This window comes from Actinotalea soli, assembly GCF_017565425.1.
In the GTDB taxonomy this organism is placed as follows: Bacteria; Actinomycetota; Actinomycetes; order Actinomycetales; family Cellulomonadaceae; genus Actinotalea; species Actinotalea soli.
Genome location: NZ_JAGEMK010000009.1, coordinates 149,217 through 165,195 on the forward strand (window position 1 = coordinate 149,217; position 15,979 = coordinate 165,195).

General features: G+C 74.6%; 13 protein-coding genes and 1 pseudogene. 8 read left to right on the forward strand and 6 right to left on the reverse strand.

Annotation, left to right across the window (positions count from 1 at the left end):
• Window positions 1–67: 67 nt before the first annotated feature.
• Complete coding sequence (locus J4G33_RS14775; RefSeq protein ID WP_208056747.1) at window positions 68–1,024, reverse strand: methyl-accepting chemotaxis protein; 957 nt, start codon at window positions 1,022–1,024, stop codon at window positions 68–70.
• Complete coding sequence (locus J4G33_RS14780) at window positions 1,021–1,497, reverse strand: PAS domain-containing protein (protein WP_307793932.1); 477 nt, start codon at window positions 1,495–1,497, stop codon at window positions 1,021–1,023. The genes J4G33_RS14775 and J4G33_RS14780 overlap by 4 nt, the downstream gene beginning before the upstream one ends.
• 211 nt (window positions 1,498–1,708) lie before the next feature.
• On the opposite strand from J4G33_RS14780, the gene mshD reads away from it, so the two are divergent.
• The 4 genes from mshD (at window position 1,709) to J4G33_RS14800 (ending at window position 7,151) form a co-directional block, all read left to right on the forward strand.
• Window positions 1,709–2,638 carry a mycothiol synthase gene (mshD, locus tag J4G33_RS14785; RefSeq protein ID WP_307793933.1) on the forward strand — a complete coding sequence of 310 codons (930 nt, stop codon included), beginning with the start codon at window positions 1,709–1,711 and terminating at the stop codon, window positions 2,636–2,638.
• A 99-nt stretch (window positions 2,639–2,737) separates the two neighbouring features.
• A complete protein-coding gene (locus J4G33_RS14790) occupies window positions 2,738–5,008 on the forward strand; it encodes an RNA degradosome polyphosphate kinase (RefSeq protein WP_208056748.1) in 2,271 nt (756 codons plus the stop codon).
• A gap of 10 nt (window positions 5,009–5,018) precedes the next feature.
• Window positions 5,019–6,005, forward strand: a complete 987-nt coding sequence (locus tag J4G33_RS17875) for an NUDIX domain-containing protein (RefSeq protein WP_307793934.1) — start codon at window positions 5,019–5,021, stop codon at window positions 6,003–6,005.
• Between the two features lie 210 nt (window positions 6,006–6,215).
• On the forward strand, window positions 6,216–7,151 hold the full coding sequence (locus J4G33_RS14800; RefSeq protein WP_208056749.1) for a hypothetical protein: 936 nt from the start codon (window positions 6,216–6,218) through the stop codon (window positions 7,149–7,151).
• Between the two features lie 326 nt (window positions 7,152–7,477).
• Here J4G33_RS14800 and J4G33_RS14805 read toward each other — a convergent pair whose 3' ends face one another.
• Complete coding sequence (locus J4G33_RS14805) at window positions 7,478–8,110, reverse strand: hypothetical protein (protein WP_243759163.1); 633 nt, start codon at window positions 8,108–8,110, stop codon at window positions 7,478–7,480.
• Window positions 8,107–8,520 carry a peptide-methionine (R)-S-oxide reductase MsrB gene (msrB, locus tag J4G33_RS14810; RefSeq protein WP_208056750.1) on the reverse strand — a complete coding sequence of 138 codons (414 nt, stop codon included), beginning with the start codon at window positions 8,518–8,520 and terminating at the stop codon, window positions 8,107–8,109. Before msrB ends, J4G33_RS14805 begins: the two co-directional genes overlap by 4 nt.
• A gap of 176 nt (window positions 8,521–8,696) precedes the next feature.
• Here msrB and J4G33_RS14815 point away from each other — a divergent pair, with 176 nt between their 5' ends.
• The 4 genes from J4G33_RS14815 (at window position 8,697) to J4G33_RS14830 (ending at window position 15,066) form a co-directional block, all read left to right on the forward strand.
• Entirely contained in the window at window positions 8,697–9,989 is a 1,293-nt protein-coding gene (locus J4G33_RS14815) for a hypothetical protein (protein ID WP_208056751.1), read from the forward strand.
• 76 nt (window positions 9,990–10,065) lie between these two features.
• On the forward strand, window positions 10,066–10,674 hold the full coding sequence (gene sigK / locus J4G33_RS14820; RefSeq protein ID WP_208056752.1) for an ECF RNA polymerase sigma factor SigK: 609 nt from the start codon (window positions 10,066–10,068) through the stop codon (window positions 10,672–10,674).
• Window positions 10,671–11,528 carry an anti-sigma factor gene (locus J4G33_RS14825; RefSeq protein WP_208056753.1) on the forward strand — a complete coding sequence of 286 codons (858 nt, stop codon included), beginning with the start codon at window positions 10,671–10,673 and terminating at the stop codon, window positions 11,526–11,528. Before sigK ends, J4G33_RS14825 begins: the two co-directional genes overlap by 4 nt.
• Before the next feature lie 106 nt (window positions 11,529–11,634).
• Complete coding sequence (locus tag J4G33_RS14830) at window positions 11,635–15,066, forward strand: EAL domain-containing protein (RefSeq protein ID WP_208056754.1); 3,432 nt, start codon at window positions 11,635–11,637, stop codon at window positions 15,064–15,066.
• 31 nt (window positions 15,067–15,097) lie between these two features.
• Here J4G33_RS14830 and J4G33_RS14835 read toward each other — a convergent pair whose 3' ends face one another.
• Window positions 15,098–15,679: a 1-acyl-sn-glycerol-3-phosphate acyltransferase gene (locus tag J4G33_RS14835; RefSeq protein WP_208056755.1), complete on the reverse strand. Its 582-nt coding sequence runs from the start codon at window positions 15,677–15,679 to the stop codon at window positions 15,098–15,100.
• Between the two features lie 61 nt (window positions 15,680–15,740).
• Window positions 15,741–15,979: pseudogene (locus J4G33_RS14840) on the reverse strand (DEAD/DEAH box helicase); the annotation flags it as partial.

Consider the following 15,979-nt stretch of genomic DNA (forward strand, 5'->3'; position numbering starts at 1 on the left):
GTCCCTCGCACCGCCCCGCGCGGACGGCCCCTGCCGGGACAACGCGGCACACGCCCCGGACGTTCCGTCAGGCGCGCAGCTCCCCGAGGAAGCGAGCGACCTCCTGGTCCAGCCGCGCCGCCGAGGGGACCAGGGGGAGCACGTCGGTTCCCGAGCGCCCCTCGCCGTCGATCCGCGAGCGCAGCTCGGCGACGTCGGTGTCCATCGACCGCACCGCGTCCTGGACGACGGCGAGGACCGAGGCGACGTCGGCCACCGCTGCCTGCGCGGTCTCGACCTGGAGCTCGATGCGGCTGGTCGCGCCGCTGGTCTCCTCCGCCAGGCGCTCGACCTCGTTCGCGACGACGGCGAACCCGCGCCCGTGCTCCCCGGCGCGGGCGGCCTCGATGGTGGCGTTGAGGGCGAGCAGGCGGGTCTGGGCGGCGACCTCGGCGATGAGCCGGACCACCTCGCTGATCACCCCGGCCGCCTCCTCGAGCCGGCTGACGGCCACGTGGGCGCCGTCGGCCTGGGCTACCGCTGAACCGGCCGACCGGGCGAGGGAGCTCGCGTTGCCGGCCATCGCGCGGGCCTGCTCGCCGAGCGCCGAGCTCGAGGCCAGCACCTCACGCTCGAAGTCGGCGGCGAGGGCCTCACGGGCATCGACCCCGCGGGTGACCTCCTCCTCGGAGAGCCTCAGGTGGTCACGAGCCCGGTTGATCACCTGGGCGCGCTCACGGAACGCCCCGGGCAGGCCGCGCAGCAGCAGTCGACGCTGGTGGTCCCCCGCCGCGGCGGCCGTCAGCGAGGCGCCGGCCTCGCGGGCGAAGGCGTCGACGACGTCGAGCAGGTGGTTGAGGTGGCTGCGCACCCGCGTGACCTCGCCGTCGCACCCCCCGTCACCGAGCACCGGGGGCGTGGGCATGCGCGCCTCGAGGTCACCCGTCGAGGCACGCTCGACCGTCGCCGCGATCACCTGGACGAGCTCGCGGTAGGCCGCGACCTGCGACTCGAGCTCACGGACCCGTCGTCGGGAGCCGATCATGACGCACCCTCTTCCTCGAGAGACCAGATCCAGCCCGAGTAGGTGGTCCCGGCCTCCGCGAGAGCCTCCTCGAGCACCTGGACCCCGGCACGGGCAGCCTCGTTGGCGGGGAGGCCGCGCTCGGCCCGCAGCATGCGGGCGTAGAGCTGCTCGACCACGGGCAGGGCCGAGCGGGACGGCGAGCGGCGGTTCGAGTGGTAGCCGCAGGGCTTGCCGTCCGGGGTGATGGACGGTGTGACATGGGCGAGCACCCAGTAGTGGGCCCCGTCGGTCGCGAGGTTCTTGACGTACGCGAACATCTCCTCGCCGGCGGCGATGGTCGACCACAGGCAGGAGTAGAGCCCACGGGGCATCTGCGGGTGCCGGATGATGTTGTGCGGGCGGCCGAGGGTCTCCTCCTCGACGAGGGCCGAGATGCGCAGGAAGGTGTCGTTCGCGTACGTGATCCGGCCCTGCAGGTCGGTCTTCGTCACGATGAGCTCCTCCGCACCGAGGCGACGTTCGACCCCCGTGGGGCGCACGCCTCCCGAGGCCTGGCAGGCCCGCTCCGGCGCGGCAGTCATGGTCTGGTGTGACATGGAGGTCGGATCGGCAGCCCGGGGTCACGGCTGAGGGGATTCCCGGGTGAAGCCCGACCGCCCGCCGACCCGGCCGCGAGGTGCGCCGGCGTGATGGGATGGCCAGGTGAGCGACCACCCCGTGACCCGCCTCGACCACCTCGACCCCGCCGTCGCCCGGGCGGTCCGCGACCTCGCCCTCCGCGCCGAGACCGAGGACGGCATCGAGGCCCTCGGCGAGCAGACCCTCCTGCAGCTGACGGGCGAGGCCGACGTCGTGCACCTGCTCCTCGACCGGGACGCTGGGACGGAAGGCGGATCGACCGCCGCGGCCCCCCTCGCGGGGTACGCCCAGCTCGACCGCGGGACGGCGAGCGCCGAGCTGGTCGTGGACCCGGGCGCCCGCCGGGCCGGCCGGGGCAGCGCGCTGCTCGGGGCCGTGCTCACCGAGGGTGCGGCGACCGGTCTCGCGGACCTGCGGGTCTGGGCCCACGGCGACCTCCCCGGGGCCCAGGCCCTCGCGGCCCGCAGCGGTCTGGTCGTGCGGCGCGAGCTCTGGCAGATGAGTCGCCCGTTGACCGAGGCGGCGGGCCCGGCGACCGCGACGCCCCCCGGCGTCACGCCCCCCGGCGTCACCGTGCGGCCCTTCGTCGTCGGGCAGGACGAGCAGGCGTGGCTCGAGGTGAACGCCCGCGCCTTCGCCGACCACCCCGAGCAGGGCCGCATGACCCTGCGCGACGTCGAGGCGCGGCAGGGCGAGCCCTGGTTCCGCGCCGAGGACCTGCTGCTCGCCGAGCAGGACGGACGCCTGGTCGCCTCGGCGTGGATGAAGGTCGAGCCCGGGGCCGAGGACGGCGAGCTCTACGCCCTGGGCGTGGACCCCGCGGCCCAGGGGTCGGGGCTCGGACGGCACCTGACCGCCCTGGTGCTGGCCCACCTGCGCGACCGCGGGCTCGCGCGAGCCACCCTCTACGTCGAGGCCGAGAACGCCGCCGCGGTACGCACCTACACCAGGGCCGGCTTCGAGCGCTCCCGGGTCGACGTCCAGTACGGCTGAGCCGAGGCGTCGAGGAGGCACGGCACGTCGGCCCGTGGTCCTCCGGCCGACGCGCCGCCCGGGTTCCCGGAGGCCGCCCGGGGGTGCGACCATGCACCCATGACTGCGCAGCCCGACGCCCGCACGCGAGCCTCCGGCCAGGGTCGGGGCGCGGCCGCCCGGCCCGGCACCGACGCCGAGCCCGGCCAGGACGGCGTCGCACCGTCGCAGGCGCCGTCGGGCACCGAGCCCGAGGAGGCCGCGCTCGTCCCGCTGCCGACCGACCGGTTTAGCGACCGCGAGATCGACTGGCTGGCCTTCAACCAGCGCGTGCTCGAGATGGCCGAGGACGAGTCGGTGCCGCTGCTCGAGCGGGTGCGCTACCTCGCGATCTTCGCCTCGAACCTCGACGAGTTCTTCATGGTGCGGGTCGCCGGCCTCAAGCGGCGCATCGCGACCGGGATGGCCGTGACCGCCGTCTCGGGCCTCAGCCCGCGGCAGGTCCTCGAGGCCATCGACGCCCGCGCCCAGGAGCTCATGGAGCGGCACGCGAGGGTCTTCACCGATTCCGTCCAGCCCGCCCTGACCGCCGAGGGCATCACCCTGGTCCACTGGGACGACCTCGCCCCGACCGAGCAGGACCGGCTGCACAAGTTCTTCCGCAAGCACATCTTCCCCGTGCTGACCCCGCTCGCGGTTGACCCTGCCCACCCCTTCCCGTACATCTCGGGCCTGTCCCTCAACCTCGCCGTCGTCGTGCTCAACCCGTCGACCGGCAAGGAGCACTTCGCGCGGGTCAAGGTGCCGCCCCTGCTGCCGCGGTTCATCGCCGTCGACCAGCGCGGCCGGCCCAGCGCCCCCAGCACCCAGGCGGCCGACCCGGAGAAGGGCCCGACCTCCTTCGTGCCCCTCGAAGAGGTCATCGCCCAGCACCTGGACCACCTGTTCCCCGGGATGGAGGTCGTCGAGCACCACACCTTCCGGGTGACCCGCAACGAGGACCTCGAGGTCGAGGAGGACGACGCCGAGAACATCCTCCAGGCCATGGAGAAGGAGCTGCTGCGGCGGCGCTTCGGGCCGCCCGTGCGCCTCGAGCTCGCGGCGGACATCGGCGACCGCGTGCGCGAGCTGCTGGTGCGCGAGCTCGGCGTCGACGAGTCCGAGGTCTACCAGCTGCCCGCCCCGCTCGACCTCACCGGCCTCAACCTCATCGCCGACCTCGACCGCCAGGACCTGCACCACCCCCGGTTCGTCGGTGGCACCCACCGGCACCTGGCCGAGGTGGAGAGCGCCAAGCCGACCAACGTCTTCGCGGCCCTACGACGCCGGGACGTCCTGCTGCACCATCCGTACGACTCCTTCGCGACGTCGGTGCAGACCTTCCTCGCCCAGGCCGCCGCCGACCCCCAGGTCCTGGCGATCAAGCAGACCCTGTACCGGACCTCGGGGGACTCCCCGATCGTCGACTCCCTCATCGACGCCGCCGAGGCCGGCAAGCAGGTGCTCGCCCTCGTCGAGATCAAGGCCCGCTTCGACGAGCAGGCCAACATCTCCTGGGCGCGCAAGCTCGAGCAGGCCGGCGTGCACGTCGTCTACGGGATCGTCGGGCTCAAGACGCACTGCAAGCTCTCCCTCGTGGTGCGTCAGGAGAGCGACGGCCTGCGCCGCTACTGCCACGTCGGGACCGGCAACTACAACCCCAAGACGGCGCGGCTCTACGAGGACCTGGGCCTGCTGACCTGCGACCCCGAGGTGGGCCAGGACCTCACGCGCCTGTTCAACCAGCTCTCGGGGTACGCGCCCAAGTCCCGCTTCCACCGCCTGCTCGTGGCCCCGCGCAGCGTGCGGTCGGGGCTGGTCGAGCGGATCGAGCGCGAGGCCCAGGCGCACCAGGCCGGCCAGCCCGCGTGGATCCGGCTCAAGGTGAACTCGGTGGTCGACGAGGAGACCATCGACGCCCTCTACCGTGCCTCGCAGGTGGGGGTGCCGATCGACCTCGTGGTCCGCGGCATCTGCGCGCTGCGCCCGGGGGTGCCCGGCCTGAGCGAGACCATCCGGGTGCGCTCGGTCCTCGGGCGCTTCCTCGAGCACGCGCGGGTCTTCGCCTTCGCCAACGGGGGCGAGCCCGAGGTCTTCATCGGCTCGGCGGACCTCATGCACCGCAACCTGGACCGGCGCGTCGAGACCCTCGTGAGCCTGCAAGACCCCGAGCACATCGCCGAGCTGATCGAGCTGCTCGAGATCTCCATGTCGCCCGAGACCGCCTCCTGGCACCTGGGCCCCGACGCGACCTGGGAGCGGCACAGCCAGGGCGAGGACGGCACGCCTCTCCAGGACCTCCAGGCGATGCTGATCAAGCGTCAGCGCCGTCGCCACCACCGCGACCGGTGAGTCGCGCGCGGTGAGCGAGGTCAGCAACGGGCGGCCGACGGCCGTGCATGCCGCGGGCGCCATCCCCTGGCGGGTGCGTGAGGACAGGCTCGAGGTCATGCTCGTGCACCGGCCCCGCTACAAGGACTGGTCCTGGCCCAAGGGCAAGGTCGACCCGGGTGAGTCGCTGCCCGCCGCGGCCGTGCGCGAGGTCGCCGAGGAGACCGGGCTCCAGGTCGTCCTCGGCATCCCCCTGCCCGGCCTGCGCTACGCGCTGTCCGACGGCCGGGTGAAGCAGGTGCACTACTGGGCCGCGCGGCCCGCCGAGGAGGCCGACGCCGCCCCGCTCTCGGTGCGCCCCCCGATCGAGCTGGCCAGCCCGGAGGAGGTCGACGAGGCCGTGTGGGTCGGGGCGGCCACGGCCGAGGAGCTGCTCACCCGCCGGGCCGACCGCTCGCCGCTCGCGACCCTGACGGCCTTCTGGGCCCGGGACCGTCTCGCGACGCGCACGGTCACGGTGGTCCGCCACGGCCGGGCCCGACGACGGTCGGCCTGGCGACGTGGCGAGTCCTCCCGGCCGCTGACCCCCAAGGGCGCCGCGCAGGCCGTGGCGCTGGTGCCCGTGCTCGCCGCCTTCGGGGTGCGCGAGGTCGTCACCAGCCCGTGGAAGCGCTGCCTCGACACGATCGAGCCCTACGCCTCGAAGGCCGGGATCACGCTGGTGAGCCAGAAGGCCCTGACCGAGGCGGCGCACGCCGACGATCCCGCCGCGACCTCCGAGGTGATGGGCGAGCTCATCGTCCACCCGCGCGACGCCGCCGTCTCGACGCACCGGCCCGTCCTCGGCGACGTCGTCGACACCGTGGGTGAGGCGACCCGTCGCTGGACCGTCGGCACCCTGCCCGCCAAGGACCCGTACCTGCGCACGGGCGAGATCATGGTCGCCCACGTCGCCGGCGAGGGGGACAAGGCCCGCATCGTCGCCGTCGAGCGCCACCGCCCCCCCTCCACCCTCTAACCCATCTCGTGTCAGAAGCACAGGTACCCCTGGGTACCCCAGCGTCTGACACGAGATCGCCCCCGCCTCGTGTCAGAAGCACGGGTACCCCTGGGTATCCCAGCTTCTGACACGAGGTGGGGGTGTGCACAGGGGGCGGGTGGGGCCCGGGGTCCACAGGGAGTGGTGTCGGCGTCGGCACCCGGTAGGCCTGGCGTCGATGCTCGGCTCATGTCCGGAGCAGCCGACGCCCTCGCCACCGTCCCGGGCCTGCAGGAGCTCGCTGCGGCCCAGGCGATGATCGTCAGCCGAGACCAGCTCCGCGACCTCGGCGTCACCGCGCACGACATCGCCCACCAGGTGGCCGCTCAACGCTGGCAGGTCCTCGGCCGAGAGGTCGTCGCGCTGCACACGGGCCCTGTCGTGGGCACCTCGCGGCTGTGGGCCGCCCTCCTGAGCTGCGGACCGACGTCGGCCCTCGCGAGCTGGACCGCGCTCGAGCTGTGGGGACTCCAGGGCTGGCAGAGGTCGGCGGTGCACGTCGTCGTGCCACGCGGTGCGCGCCCCGACGTCCTGCCTGGCGTGGTCCTGCACGAGTCCCGCAGACACCGGTCCGACGACGTCGTGGTGCACCGTGGTCTGCGCGCTCACCCCTGCGCTCGGGCGGCGGTGGACGCGGCGGCCTGGAGCAGGTCGCCACGCACCGCCGTCGGGCTCCTGGCCGCCGTGGTGCAGCAACGACGCGCGACGGTCGCCGAGCTGCACGAGGCGCTGCTGACGGCGGGACGCGTGCGCTATCACCTGCTGAGGCGTCGGTCCCTCGACGACCTGGCCGGGGGCTCTCAGAGCCTCGCGGAGATCGACCTGGTCCGGCTGTGCCGACGCGGAGGGCTCCCCGAGCCTCGTCGTCAGTCCCGCCGTCGGGACAGCCGGGGCCGGTGGCGGTACCTCGACGCCGAGTGGGACCTGAGCGGTGGGCGCCGCCTGCTGCTCGAGATCGACGGGATCGGGCACATGGAGCAGGAGCGGTGGTACGACGACCTGCTCCGTACCGCCGAGCTGCCCGTGCCGGACGCCCGCGCCCTCCTCCGGCTCCCCGCCGCGGCGGCTCGCACGGACCCGGACCGCGTCCTGGCCATCCTCCGCCGCCACCTCATCGCCCCCTGACCAACCTCGTGTCAGAAGCACAGATACCTCTGGGTACTCCAGGTTCTGACACGAGGTGGGCGCGATCTCGTGTCAGAAGCACAGGTACCCAGAGGTATCCCAGGTTCTGACACGAGATGTGGGGAGGGGGAAGGGGGAAGGGGGAAGGGGGCGACGCCGGACCGGGAGCGCCTGTCGGCGCGAAGGCCGCTCGAAGCGGCTTTGTGTGGAGCCCGGGGCTACCGCGGCCCGGCGTCCCCCCTAGTTTAACGGCCCGCCCGGCCCAGGTCCCGTCAGGGCAGCTCCCCGGGCGGTGACATGAGCCTCATCGGGCGGTGACATGAGCCTCACTCGAGGCGGTCGGCCCGCCACAGCGCAGCAGCGGCCTCGAGCTCCTCGGCGGTGCGGACGAGCCCCGAGGCCCCCCGGGTCATGTGCGCGGCGAGCTCGACGTCGCGGTCCTCGACGTGGTCGGCGTCGAAGGCGGCCCCCGTCGCCAGGACCCGGCAGAAGGCCGCCCCCCGCTCGAGGGCGATCGCCAGGTCCGCCGTGAACACCCCCGAGAGCACCGCGTCCACCACCCGGGACACGTCGCTCGGGCCGGGCGGGCTCGCGACCCCGGCGACGACGTCGTGCACCTCGGCCCGGACGACGCCCGTCCGGTACCGCTCGGCGACGATGTGCGGGTCCCGTCGCACCCACTCGCGCAGCACGTACAGCCGCCACAGGGCCCCCGGCAGGGTCGTCGCGGGGCTGTCCGACCACATGGCCGCCACGGTGTCGAGCCCCTCGGCCTCGACCAGTCGCACGAGCCGGTCCACGACCTCCGGGTCCTCGGCCGCCCGGGCCTGCCGCACGATGACGTTGGCCGTCATGTGCGCGACCTCCTGGCGCAGCGCCGGGTCGGAGTCCCCGGGCAGCTCGTCCGCCGCGCGCGGGTCGAGCATCGCGGGGCGGCGGGGCCGGCGGGCCTCGCTCATCCTGGGGCGTCCTGCTGCGGCTCGAAGGTCAGGGACACCGAGTTCATGCAGTACCGGTCCCCGGTCGGGGTCTGCGGGGCGTCGTCGAACAGGTGACCCAGGTGGGACCCGCACCGGGCGCAGCGCACCTCGGTGCGCACCATCCCCAGGCTGCGGTCCTCGATCAGCTCGACGGCGTCCCCCTCGGCAGGGGCGTAGAAGCTGGGCCAGCCGCAGTGCGAGTCGAACTTGGTCTCGGCCTGGAAGAGCTGGGCCCCGCACGCACGGCACGAGTAGGTGCCCACACGCTTCTCGTCGAGGAGCTCACCGGTCCACGGTCGCTCGGTCCCGGCCTGACGCAGCACCGCGAACTCGTCGGCGGACAGCTCCTCGCGCCACTGGTCCTCGCTCTTGCTCACCTGGTACGTCATGGCCGTCCTCCTGTCACCTGGCGCGGCGCGGCGCCCGCTCGGCTCGTCGCCGACGGCGCCCCACCCGGCACCCCGCGGTGCCACGGCTCCAAACTACGTCGCCGATCGACCCATCCGCCTCCCGCGTCGCTCCGAACCACAGCCGACAGCAGATCCCACGATCGACGGAGGACCCCATGCGTCACGCACGCACCCGCAACGCCGCCGTGGTGGCGGCCGTCGCCGCCACCCTCGCCCTCACCTCGTGCTCGAGCGAGGAGCCGGCAGCGGACGAGCCCACCATGACCGAGGAGATGCCCGACGACGCGGCCATGGAGGACATGACCGAGACGTCCGCCCTCATGCCGATGGGCACCGGCGACCCGTTCGCCGACGCCCGCACCGCCGCGGCGCACATGCCCGAGACCGCCCTGACCCTCGCGACCGGCCTGGCCGCTGCGACGGGCACCGAGGGTGACGTCGACTCGGCCGCCGCCGACCTTCGCGCCGGGCTGACCGCCCTCCTCCAGGAGCACGTCTACCTGGCCGGGACCGCGGTCGCCACCGCCTACACCACCGGTCCCGACTCCGACGAGTTCGCCCTCGCGGCCGAGGCCCTCGACGGCAACTCGGTGGACCTGTCCACCGCGATCGGCGAGCTCGCCGGTGACGAGGCCGAGGCGGAGTTCCTCGCGCTGTGGCGGGAGCACGTCGGCTTCTTCGTCGACTACGCCGTCGCCCAGCAGGCCGGGGACGCCGAGGCCCGTGACGCGGCCCTCGCCTCCCTCCAGGGCTACACGACCGACGCCGGTGCCTTCTTCGAGGAGATCAGTGCCGGCGAGCTGCCGGCCGCCGCGATCGCCGAGTCCCTCGAGATGCACATCACGACCCTCACCGCCGCGATCGACGGCCTCGCCGCCGGCGACACCGGCGCCTACGCCTCGCTCCAGGAGGCCGCGTCCCACGTCGGGATGGCCGCCGAGACCATCGCGGGGGGCCTGGACACCGCCCTCGACCTCGAGGGCGACCCGTCCGACCCCGCCTCGACCCTGCGGTCCGACATGACGTACCTCCTCCAGGAGCACGTCTACCTGGCCGCCGTCTCGGTCTTCACCGCGTACACGGCCGAGGGCGGCCCCGAGTCCGAGGCCTTCACCGCCGCGGCCGGCGTGCTGGACGAGAACTCCGTCGCGCTCTCGGAGGCCGTGACCTCCCTCGCGGGGGACGAGAACGGCGCTGCCTTCCTCGACCTGTGGCGCGAGCACATCGGCTACTTCGTCGACTACGCGGTGGCCCGGGCCGGTGGCGACGAGCAGGGCACGCAGGACGCCCTGCGCAACCTCGACGGGTACCGCCCGCAGGCCGGTGACTTCTTCGAGGAGGTCAGTGGTGGCGAGCTCCCGTCCGACGCCGTGGCCGAGGGCCTGACGCACCACGTGGAGACCCTCGCGGGGGCGATCGACTCGCTCTCGGCAGCCCTGGTCGAGTGATCGGCTGAGGGGTCCAGACCGTGCCCCAGGGGTGCCGGTGGCGCATGCCGGCACCACCTGGGGCACACTGACCTCCGTGACTTCGCCCGAGGCCCCTGACTCCGCTGCGGCTCCCCCGCCCAGCCGGACCGAGCCGACGGCGCCGTCGGCCGAGGACCTGCTCCTGGCCACGGCACGGGGTGAGGAGCAGGCCTTCGCCCAGCTCTACGACCGGCTCTCCGCGGGGGTCCACGGCACCGCCCGGGCCGTGCTGCGGGACCCCGACCACGCGGCCGAGGTCACCCAGGAGGTCATGCTCGAGGTCTGGCGGACCGCGGCCCGCTTCGACCCCACCCGGGCCTCGGCCCGCACCTGGGTCATGACCCTGGCCCACCGACGGGCCGTGGACCGGGTCCGCGCGGTCCAGTCCCAGCGCGAGCGCGACCAGCGCTCCCTGGACGGCATGCACCATCCCCCGTTCGACGTGGTGGCAGAGGAGGTCGAGGACGAGATGGAACGAGCACGTGTGCGTGACTGCCTCGGCAGCCTCACCGACACCCAGCGTGACGCGGTGCTGATGGCCTACTACGGCGGCCACACCTACCGCGAGGTCGCGGCCCGCCTCACGGCTCCGCTGCCCACCGTCAAGAGCCGGATCCGCGACGGCCTGCTCCGGCTGCGCGACTGCCTGGGGGTCCCCGCATGAGCACCGACCAGCCCACCGGCAACCAGGGCACCCAGGGCACCCCGCCCGAGGACCCCCGCACCCTGCTCGGGGCCTACGCGGTCGACGCGGTCGACGACGTCGAGCGCCGTCAGGTCGAACGCCTGGTCGCGACCGACGAGGACGCCGCGGGCGAGCTGGCCGGGCTCCAGGCCGCTGCCGCGCACCTCGGGCAGGCCGCGGCCCTCGCCCCGCCCGCCGCGCTCCGCGAAGCCGTCCTGGCCGAGGCCGCCCGCACTCCGCAGGAGGCCGCCCCGGACGTCACCGACGGCACGACGGCGGGCTCCCACGCCAGCACGACGCCGTCGGGCCTGCACCCGGTCACCCCGATCATGACGGTCACGCCGACCCGCGCGGCCGAGCCCGCCCCCACGGACCTGAGCCGACGCCGGCGCTCCCCCCTCATGCTCGCTGCGGCGGCAGCGGCCGTCGCCGTCCTCGCGGTCCCCGGGGTGGTGGCCTGGCAGCAGGCCGAGCGTGCCCAGCAGGCCGAGGCCCAGGCCTCCACCCTCACCGAGCTCCTGGGCGGTGCGCAGACCGTGCTCGTCCGGGGCGAGGTCACCGGCGGGGGCGAGGCCGTCGCGCTGCTGGGCGACCGGAGCGCGGCCCTCGTGGCGAGCGACCTGCCCGACCTCGACGCGGACACCGTCTACCAGCTGTGGGCCATGCGCGACGGCGTCCCCGTGGACGCGGGGCTGCTCGAGGTGCGCGAGGGTCAGGTCCAGGCGACCCCTGCCGAGTACCAGCCGGGGGACGGCCTCGCGGTGTCGGTCGAGCCCGCCGGCGGCTCCGCGCAGCCCACCACCGAGCCCGTGGTGGTGCTGCTGCCGGGCTGAGACCCCGCAGGTCCTCGCCCGGGTGACGTCCGGGGTGTTCCCTCACACCGTTCTTCGCGGTGCCGATGGGGCCCCCGTGAGCGGTCGGACCGGAGGAGGGCGAGTCGTGCCTTCTCGATCCACGGTCCTCGCCCTCGCCGAGCACATCAGCGGCCCCTACGGGGGTGAGGTGCTCAGCGGGATCCTGCGGGAGGTGACCGCCGCGGGGGGACGGCTCGTCGTCGTGCAGACCGCGAGCTCCGGTGAGCGTGGCTCGGCGTCCCCCACGCCCCTCGCGATGCCCATGGCGGCGCGCACGGTCGACGCCGTGGTCGCGATCGCCCCGGCCTCCGCCGCTCCCTACGTGGCCGCCCTGCGCGCCTCGCCCGTGCCGGTGGTCCTCACCAGCCAGGAGTGCCCCGAGGGCATCGCCCCGAGCGTGAGCCCCGACAACCGCGGCGGGGTGCGGGCCGGGCTCGAGCACCTCCTGCGTCACGGGCACCGACGTATCGCCTTCGCGGCCGACCTGGACCAGCACGACCTGTGCGCGCGCAGCGAGGCCTACCGCGAGGCGATGGCCGAGCACGGGCTCCCGGTCGTCGAGCTGCCGCTGGTGGACACCCCCTACGGACCGTCCGACGCGCACGGTGCCGTCACGACCCTGCTCGGGCTCCCGGACCGCCCCACGGCCGTGATGGCCGCGACCGACCGGGGTGCCCTGGCCCTGGTCGCGGGCCTGACGGCCGCCGGCCTACGGGTCCCGGAGGACGTCGCCGTCCTGGGGTTCGACGACATCGAGGACGCCGCCTACGCCACACCCAGCCTGTCGAGCGTGCACGTGCGCTTCGACGCCGTCGGGGCGCAGGCCGGGAGGCTCGCGGTCGCGATGGCCCGCGGGGAGAGCGTGCGACCGGACGCGCAGCTCGCCGCCACCAGCGTGGTGGTCCCCCGCGGCTCGTGCGGCTGCCGGGCGGACCTCGTGGCCGAGGACCGCTCCCGTCCGCACGACCGGGCCTCGGCCGTACCCACCAGCCGCGACGAGCTCGGGGCCCTGCTGCACGCCGTGCTCGACGACCGGGGCAACGGCACGGTGACCCCCGCCGTGGTCGACCTGGTCCTGGAGCAGGTCGACGCCGTGATCGGGCGCCCGGGTGACGTGGACCGCGAGGAGGTCCTGGGGCTGACCCGCGCCCTGTCCCGCAGCGCCCCCCGCACCGACACGATGCACGAGGTGGTCGTGGCGCTGACCGACTACCTCCAGCGGCTCGCCAGCACCGGGACCGGGGCCGGCTCCCCCGGGGGTACGGCCCTGGCGGCTGCGCTGTGGCAGGTGCAGGCCTGGGGCGCGGTGCACCTGGGCCGTCAGCGCGAGGCCTCGGTGGTCGAGGCCGGGGAAGGCGTGGCCCGGTTGCTGCGCAGCACCGCGGCCGAGTCCCAGGAGCTGCACTGGCTGGCCGGCACCCACGTGCGGGCTGCGGTGCTCGGGCTGTGGGCGGGTCGGCCGGGTGGTGAGCTGCGGGTCGTCGGAGTCCACGACGAGCGCACCGCGACGGCCTCGGGGGACGACGACGGCGCCTCGGTGGCAGGGCTGCCGCTCCCCCTCCTCGGTGCCGCGGTCGCGGTCGAGGACTTCCCCCCTGCCGCACTCGTGGACCGGGCACGGCAGGCCGAGGGTGAGGTGTGCGTCGTCGTGCCCGTCCGAGGGCCGCGCGGGGACTGGGGGCTGCTCGCCCTGCTCGGGCACCTGACGACGCGCTGGGAGCGCGAGCCCTACCAGGAGTGGGCGGGTGCGCTGTGCATGGCCCTCGAGAGCGAGCGGCTCGCGCAGGACGTCCGGGCGAGCCGTGAGCGCTACGCGATGACGGCCGAGGCCGCGAACGACGGGTTCTGGGAGCTCGACGTGGTGACGCGCACCGCAGAGCTGTCCCGCCGCGCCCGTGAGCTCCTCGACCTGCCCGAGGGGTTCGTCCTCAGCGCGGAGACCTGGGCCGACCGCGTGCACCCCGAGGACCGCGGCCACGTCCGCAGCACGCTCCGCGCGCTCTTCTGGCACGCCGACGCCCCCGCCTCCGTCGAGCTGCGGGTCCGGCGCGCCGACGGCACCTCACGCTGGCTGCTCGCCCGTGCCCTGGGCGTCGCGGACGAGGACGGGATCGTCGTCCGGCTCCTCGGCACCCTGACCGACATCGACGGGCGCAAGGCCCTCGAGGCCGAGCTCCACCAGGCCGCCTCCTTCGACACGATCACCGGGCTGCCCAACCGCCGCACCTTCCACCGCTACCTCGAGCGCGTGGTCCAGCGGTGCGCCGCGAACCCGGGCGCGGAGTTCGCGCTGGTGTTCCTCGACCTCGACGGCTTCAAGCTGGTCAACGACTCCCTCGGCCACCTCAGCGGCGACGAGCTGCTGCGCGTCATGGCCGACCGGCTCCGCGAGGGGGTCCGGGCCCTGGACGTCGCCGCCCGCTTCGGCGGGGACGAGCTCGCGGTGCTCCTCACCCACCCCGTGCCCCCCGACCTGCTCGCCACGGTCGAGGAGCTCCAGCGACGCGTGGCCGCCCCCGTGACCCTGGACGGCCACGAGGTCACGATCACCGCAAGCATCGGGATCGTGACCTCGGCCGGGCGGTACGCCTCGGCCGACGACGCCCTCCGCGACGCCGACCTCGCGATGCACCACGCCAAGGAGGCCGAGCCCGGGAGCGTGCGGATCTTCGACCCCGCGATGCACGTGCGCGCCGCAGGCAGGTTGCGGACCAGGGCCGAGCTGCGCACCGCCCTGGCCCACGAGCAGTTCGAGGTCCACTACCAGCCGGTGGTCGACCTCGGCGGCGCTCCGCTGCGCCACCTCGAGGCCCTGGTGCGGTGGCGGCACCCCGGCCGCGGCCTGCTGAGCCCGGCGCAGTTCCTGCCGACCCTCGAGGGCGACACGGCGATGATCCTGACCCTCGGCGGGTGGATGCTCGACGAGGTCTGCCGCCAGGTCGCCACCTGGCGCTCGGCGGGCTTCGACGACGTGAGCGTGGCCCTCAACGTGGCGCACCGCGAGTTCTGGGCCCCTGGGCTGGCCGAGCGCGTCGCCGATGCCCTCGCCCGCCACCAGGTGCCCCCGGCGAACCTCGTCCTGGAGATCACCGAGGGGGTGTTCATGGCTGAGCCGGACACGGCCCGTCAGGTGATGGAGGACCTCAGGGCGCAGGGGGTGCGGCTGCACATCGACGACTTCGGCACGGGCCAGTCCTCGCTGACGGCCCTGCGCACCTTCCCCTTCGACGCGCTCAAGATCGACGGGTCGTTCGTGCGCGAGCTGGGGGTCTCGACCCAGACCACCGAGCTGCTGCGGGTGATCGTCGACATGGGCCGGACGCTGGACCTCGCGGTGGTCGCCGAGCACGTCGAGCACTGCGCCCAGGCCGACCACCTGCGCCTGCTGGGCTGCACCTACGCGCAGGGCTGGCTGTACTCGCGGGCCCTGCCGGCTGCGCAGGTCACGCCCCTGCTCGGGACGGCCGTGCCGCCCCAGAGCAGCGCCCTCCTGGGAGTCCGGCACCCGCGGGCCTGACGGCCGTCACGGGGCTCGTCGGCCGCGAGGTCTAGACGGCCGGGCCGTCCGGCTCCTCCTCGCGCAGGCGCGGCGTGCCGGCCCGCTCGGGGCGCACGCCGTGCTTGTCGGCGTAGAAGGCGCGGATCCGGTCCATGTCGGCGCGCACGTCCCCCGTGACGACGAAGGTCTCGCCGACCCCGGCGGTGCGCGTGGGGCCGTCGACGAACCCGAGGGTCAGCGGCAGGCCCGTGCCCAGGGCCAGGCGGTAGAACCCGGTCTTCCAGTGGTCGGTCCGACGCCGCGTGCCCTCGGCGGCGATCACCAGCACGAAGTCCTCGGTGCCGGCCGCCTCCTCGACGAGGCGCTGGACGAGGCCACCCGCGCCGCGCCGGTCGGTGGGCACCGCTCCCAGCCCGCGCAGCACGGGGCCCAAGGGCCACCAGAACAGCTCCCGCTTGACCAGCATGCGGGGCTTGACCTCCGCGTTCCACAGCACCATGAGCGTCAGGACGAAGTCCCAGTTCGAGGTGTGCGGCGCACCGATGAACAGCCCCGAGCGGGGCGCGTCGCCGACGGCCCGCCACCCGCTCAGCCGGAACAGCAGGCGGGCGAGGGTGCGGCGGACCGGCATCCCCGCCCGCCGCGACCCGGAGCGCTCAGGCCCCGGGCCTCCTGCCGGGTGCGAGCCTGGCTCAGCGGCCACGGCGACGGCCCGCGCCGCTGCCGCGCGACATGTCGACGGCACCGCTGCGCCCCGACCCTCCGCCCTGGGAGGGGAAGCGGGAGATCGCGTCACGGCCCTGCGCGGCCGAGCGGCTCGAGCCACCCGAGGCACGGCCACGGCCTGCGCCGCCGCCCTGCCCGCTGGGGGCCGAGCCCGAGGCGGAGCGCTCGGGACGGCCGCGCCCCGCACCCTGCGGGGCGCCGGCTC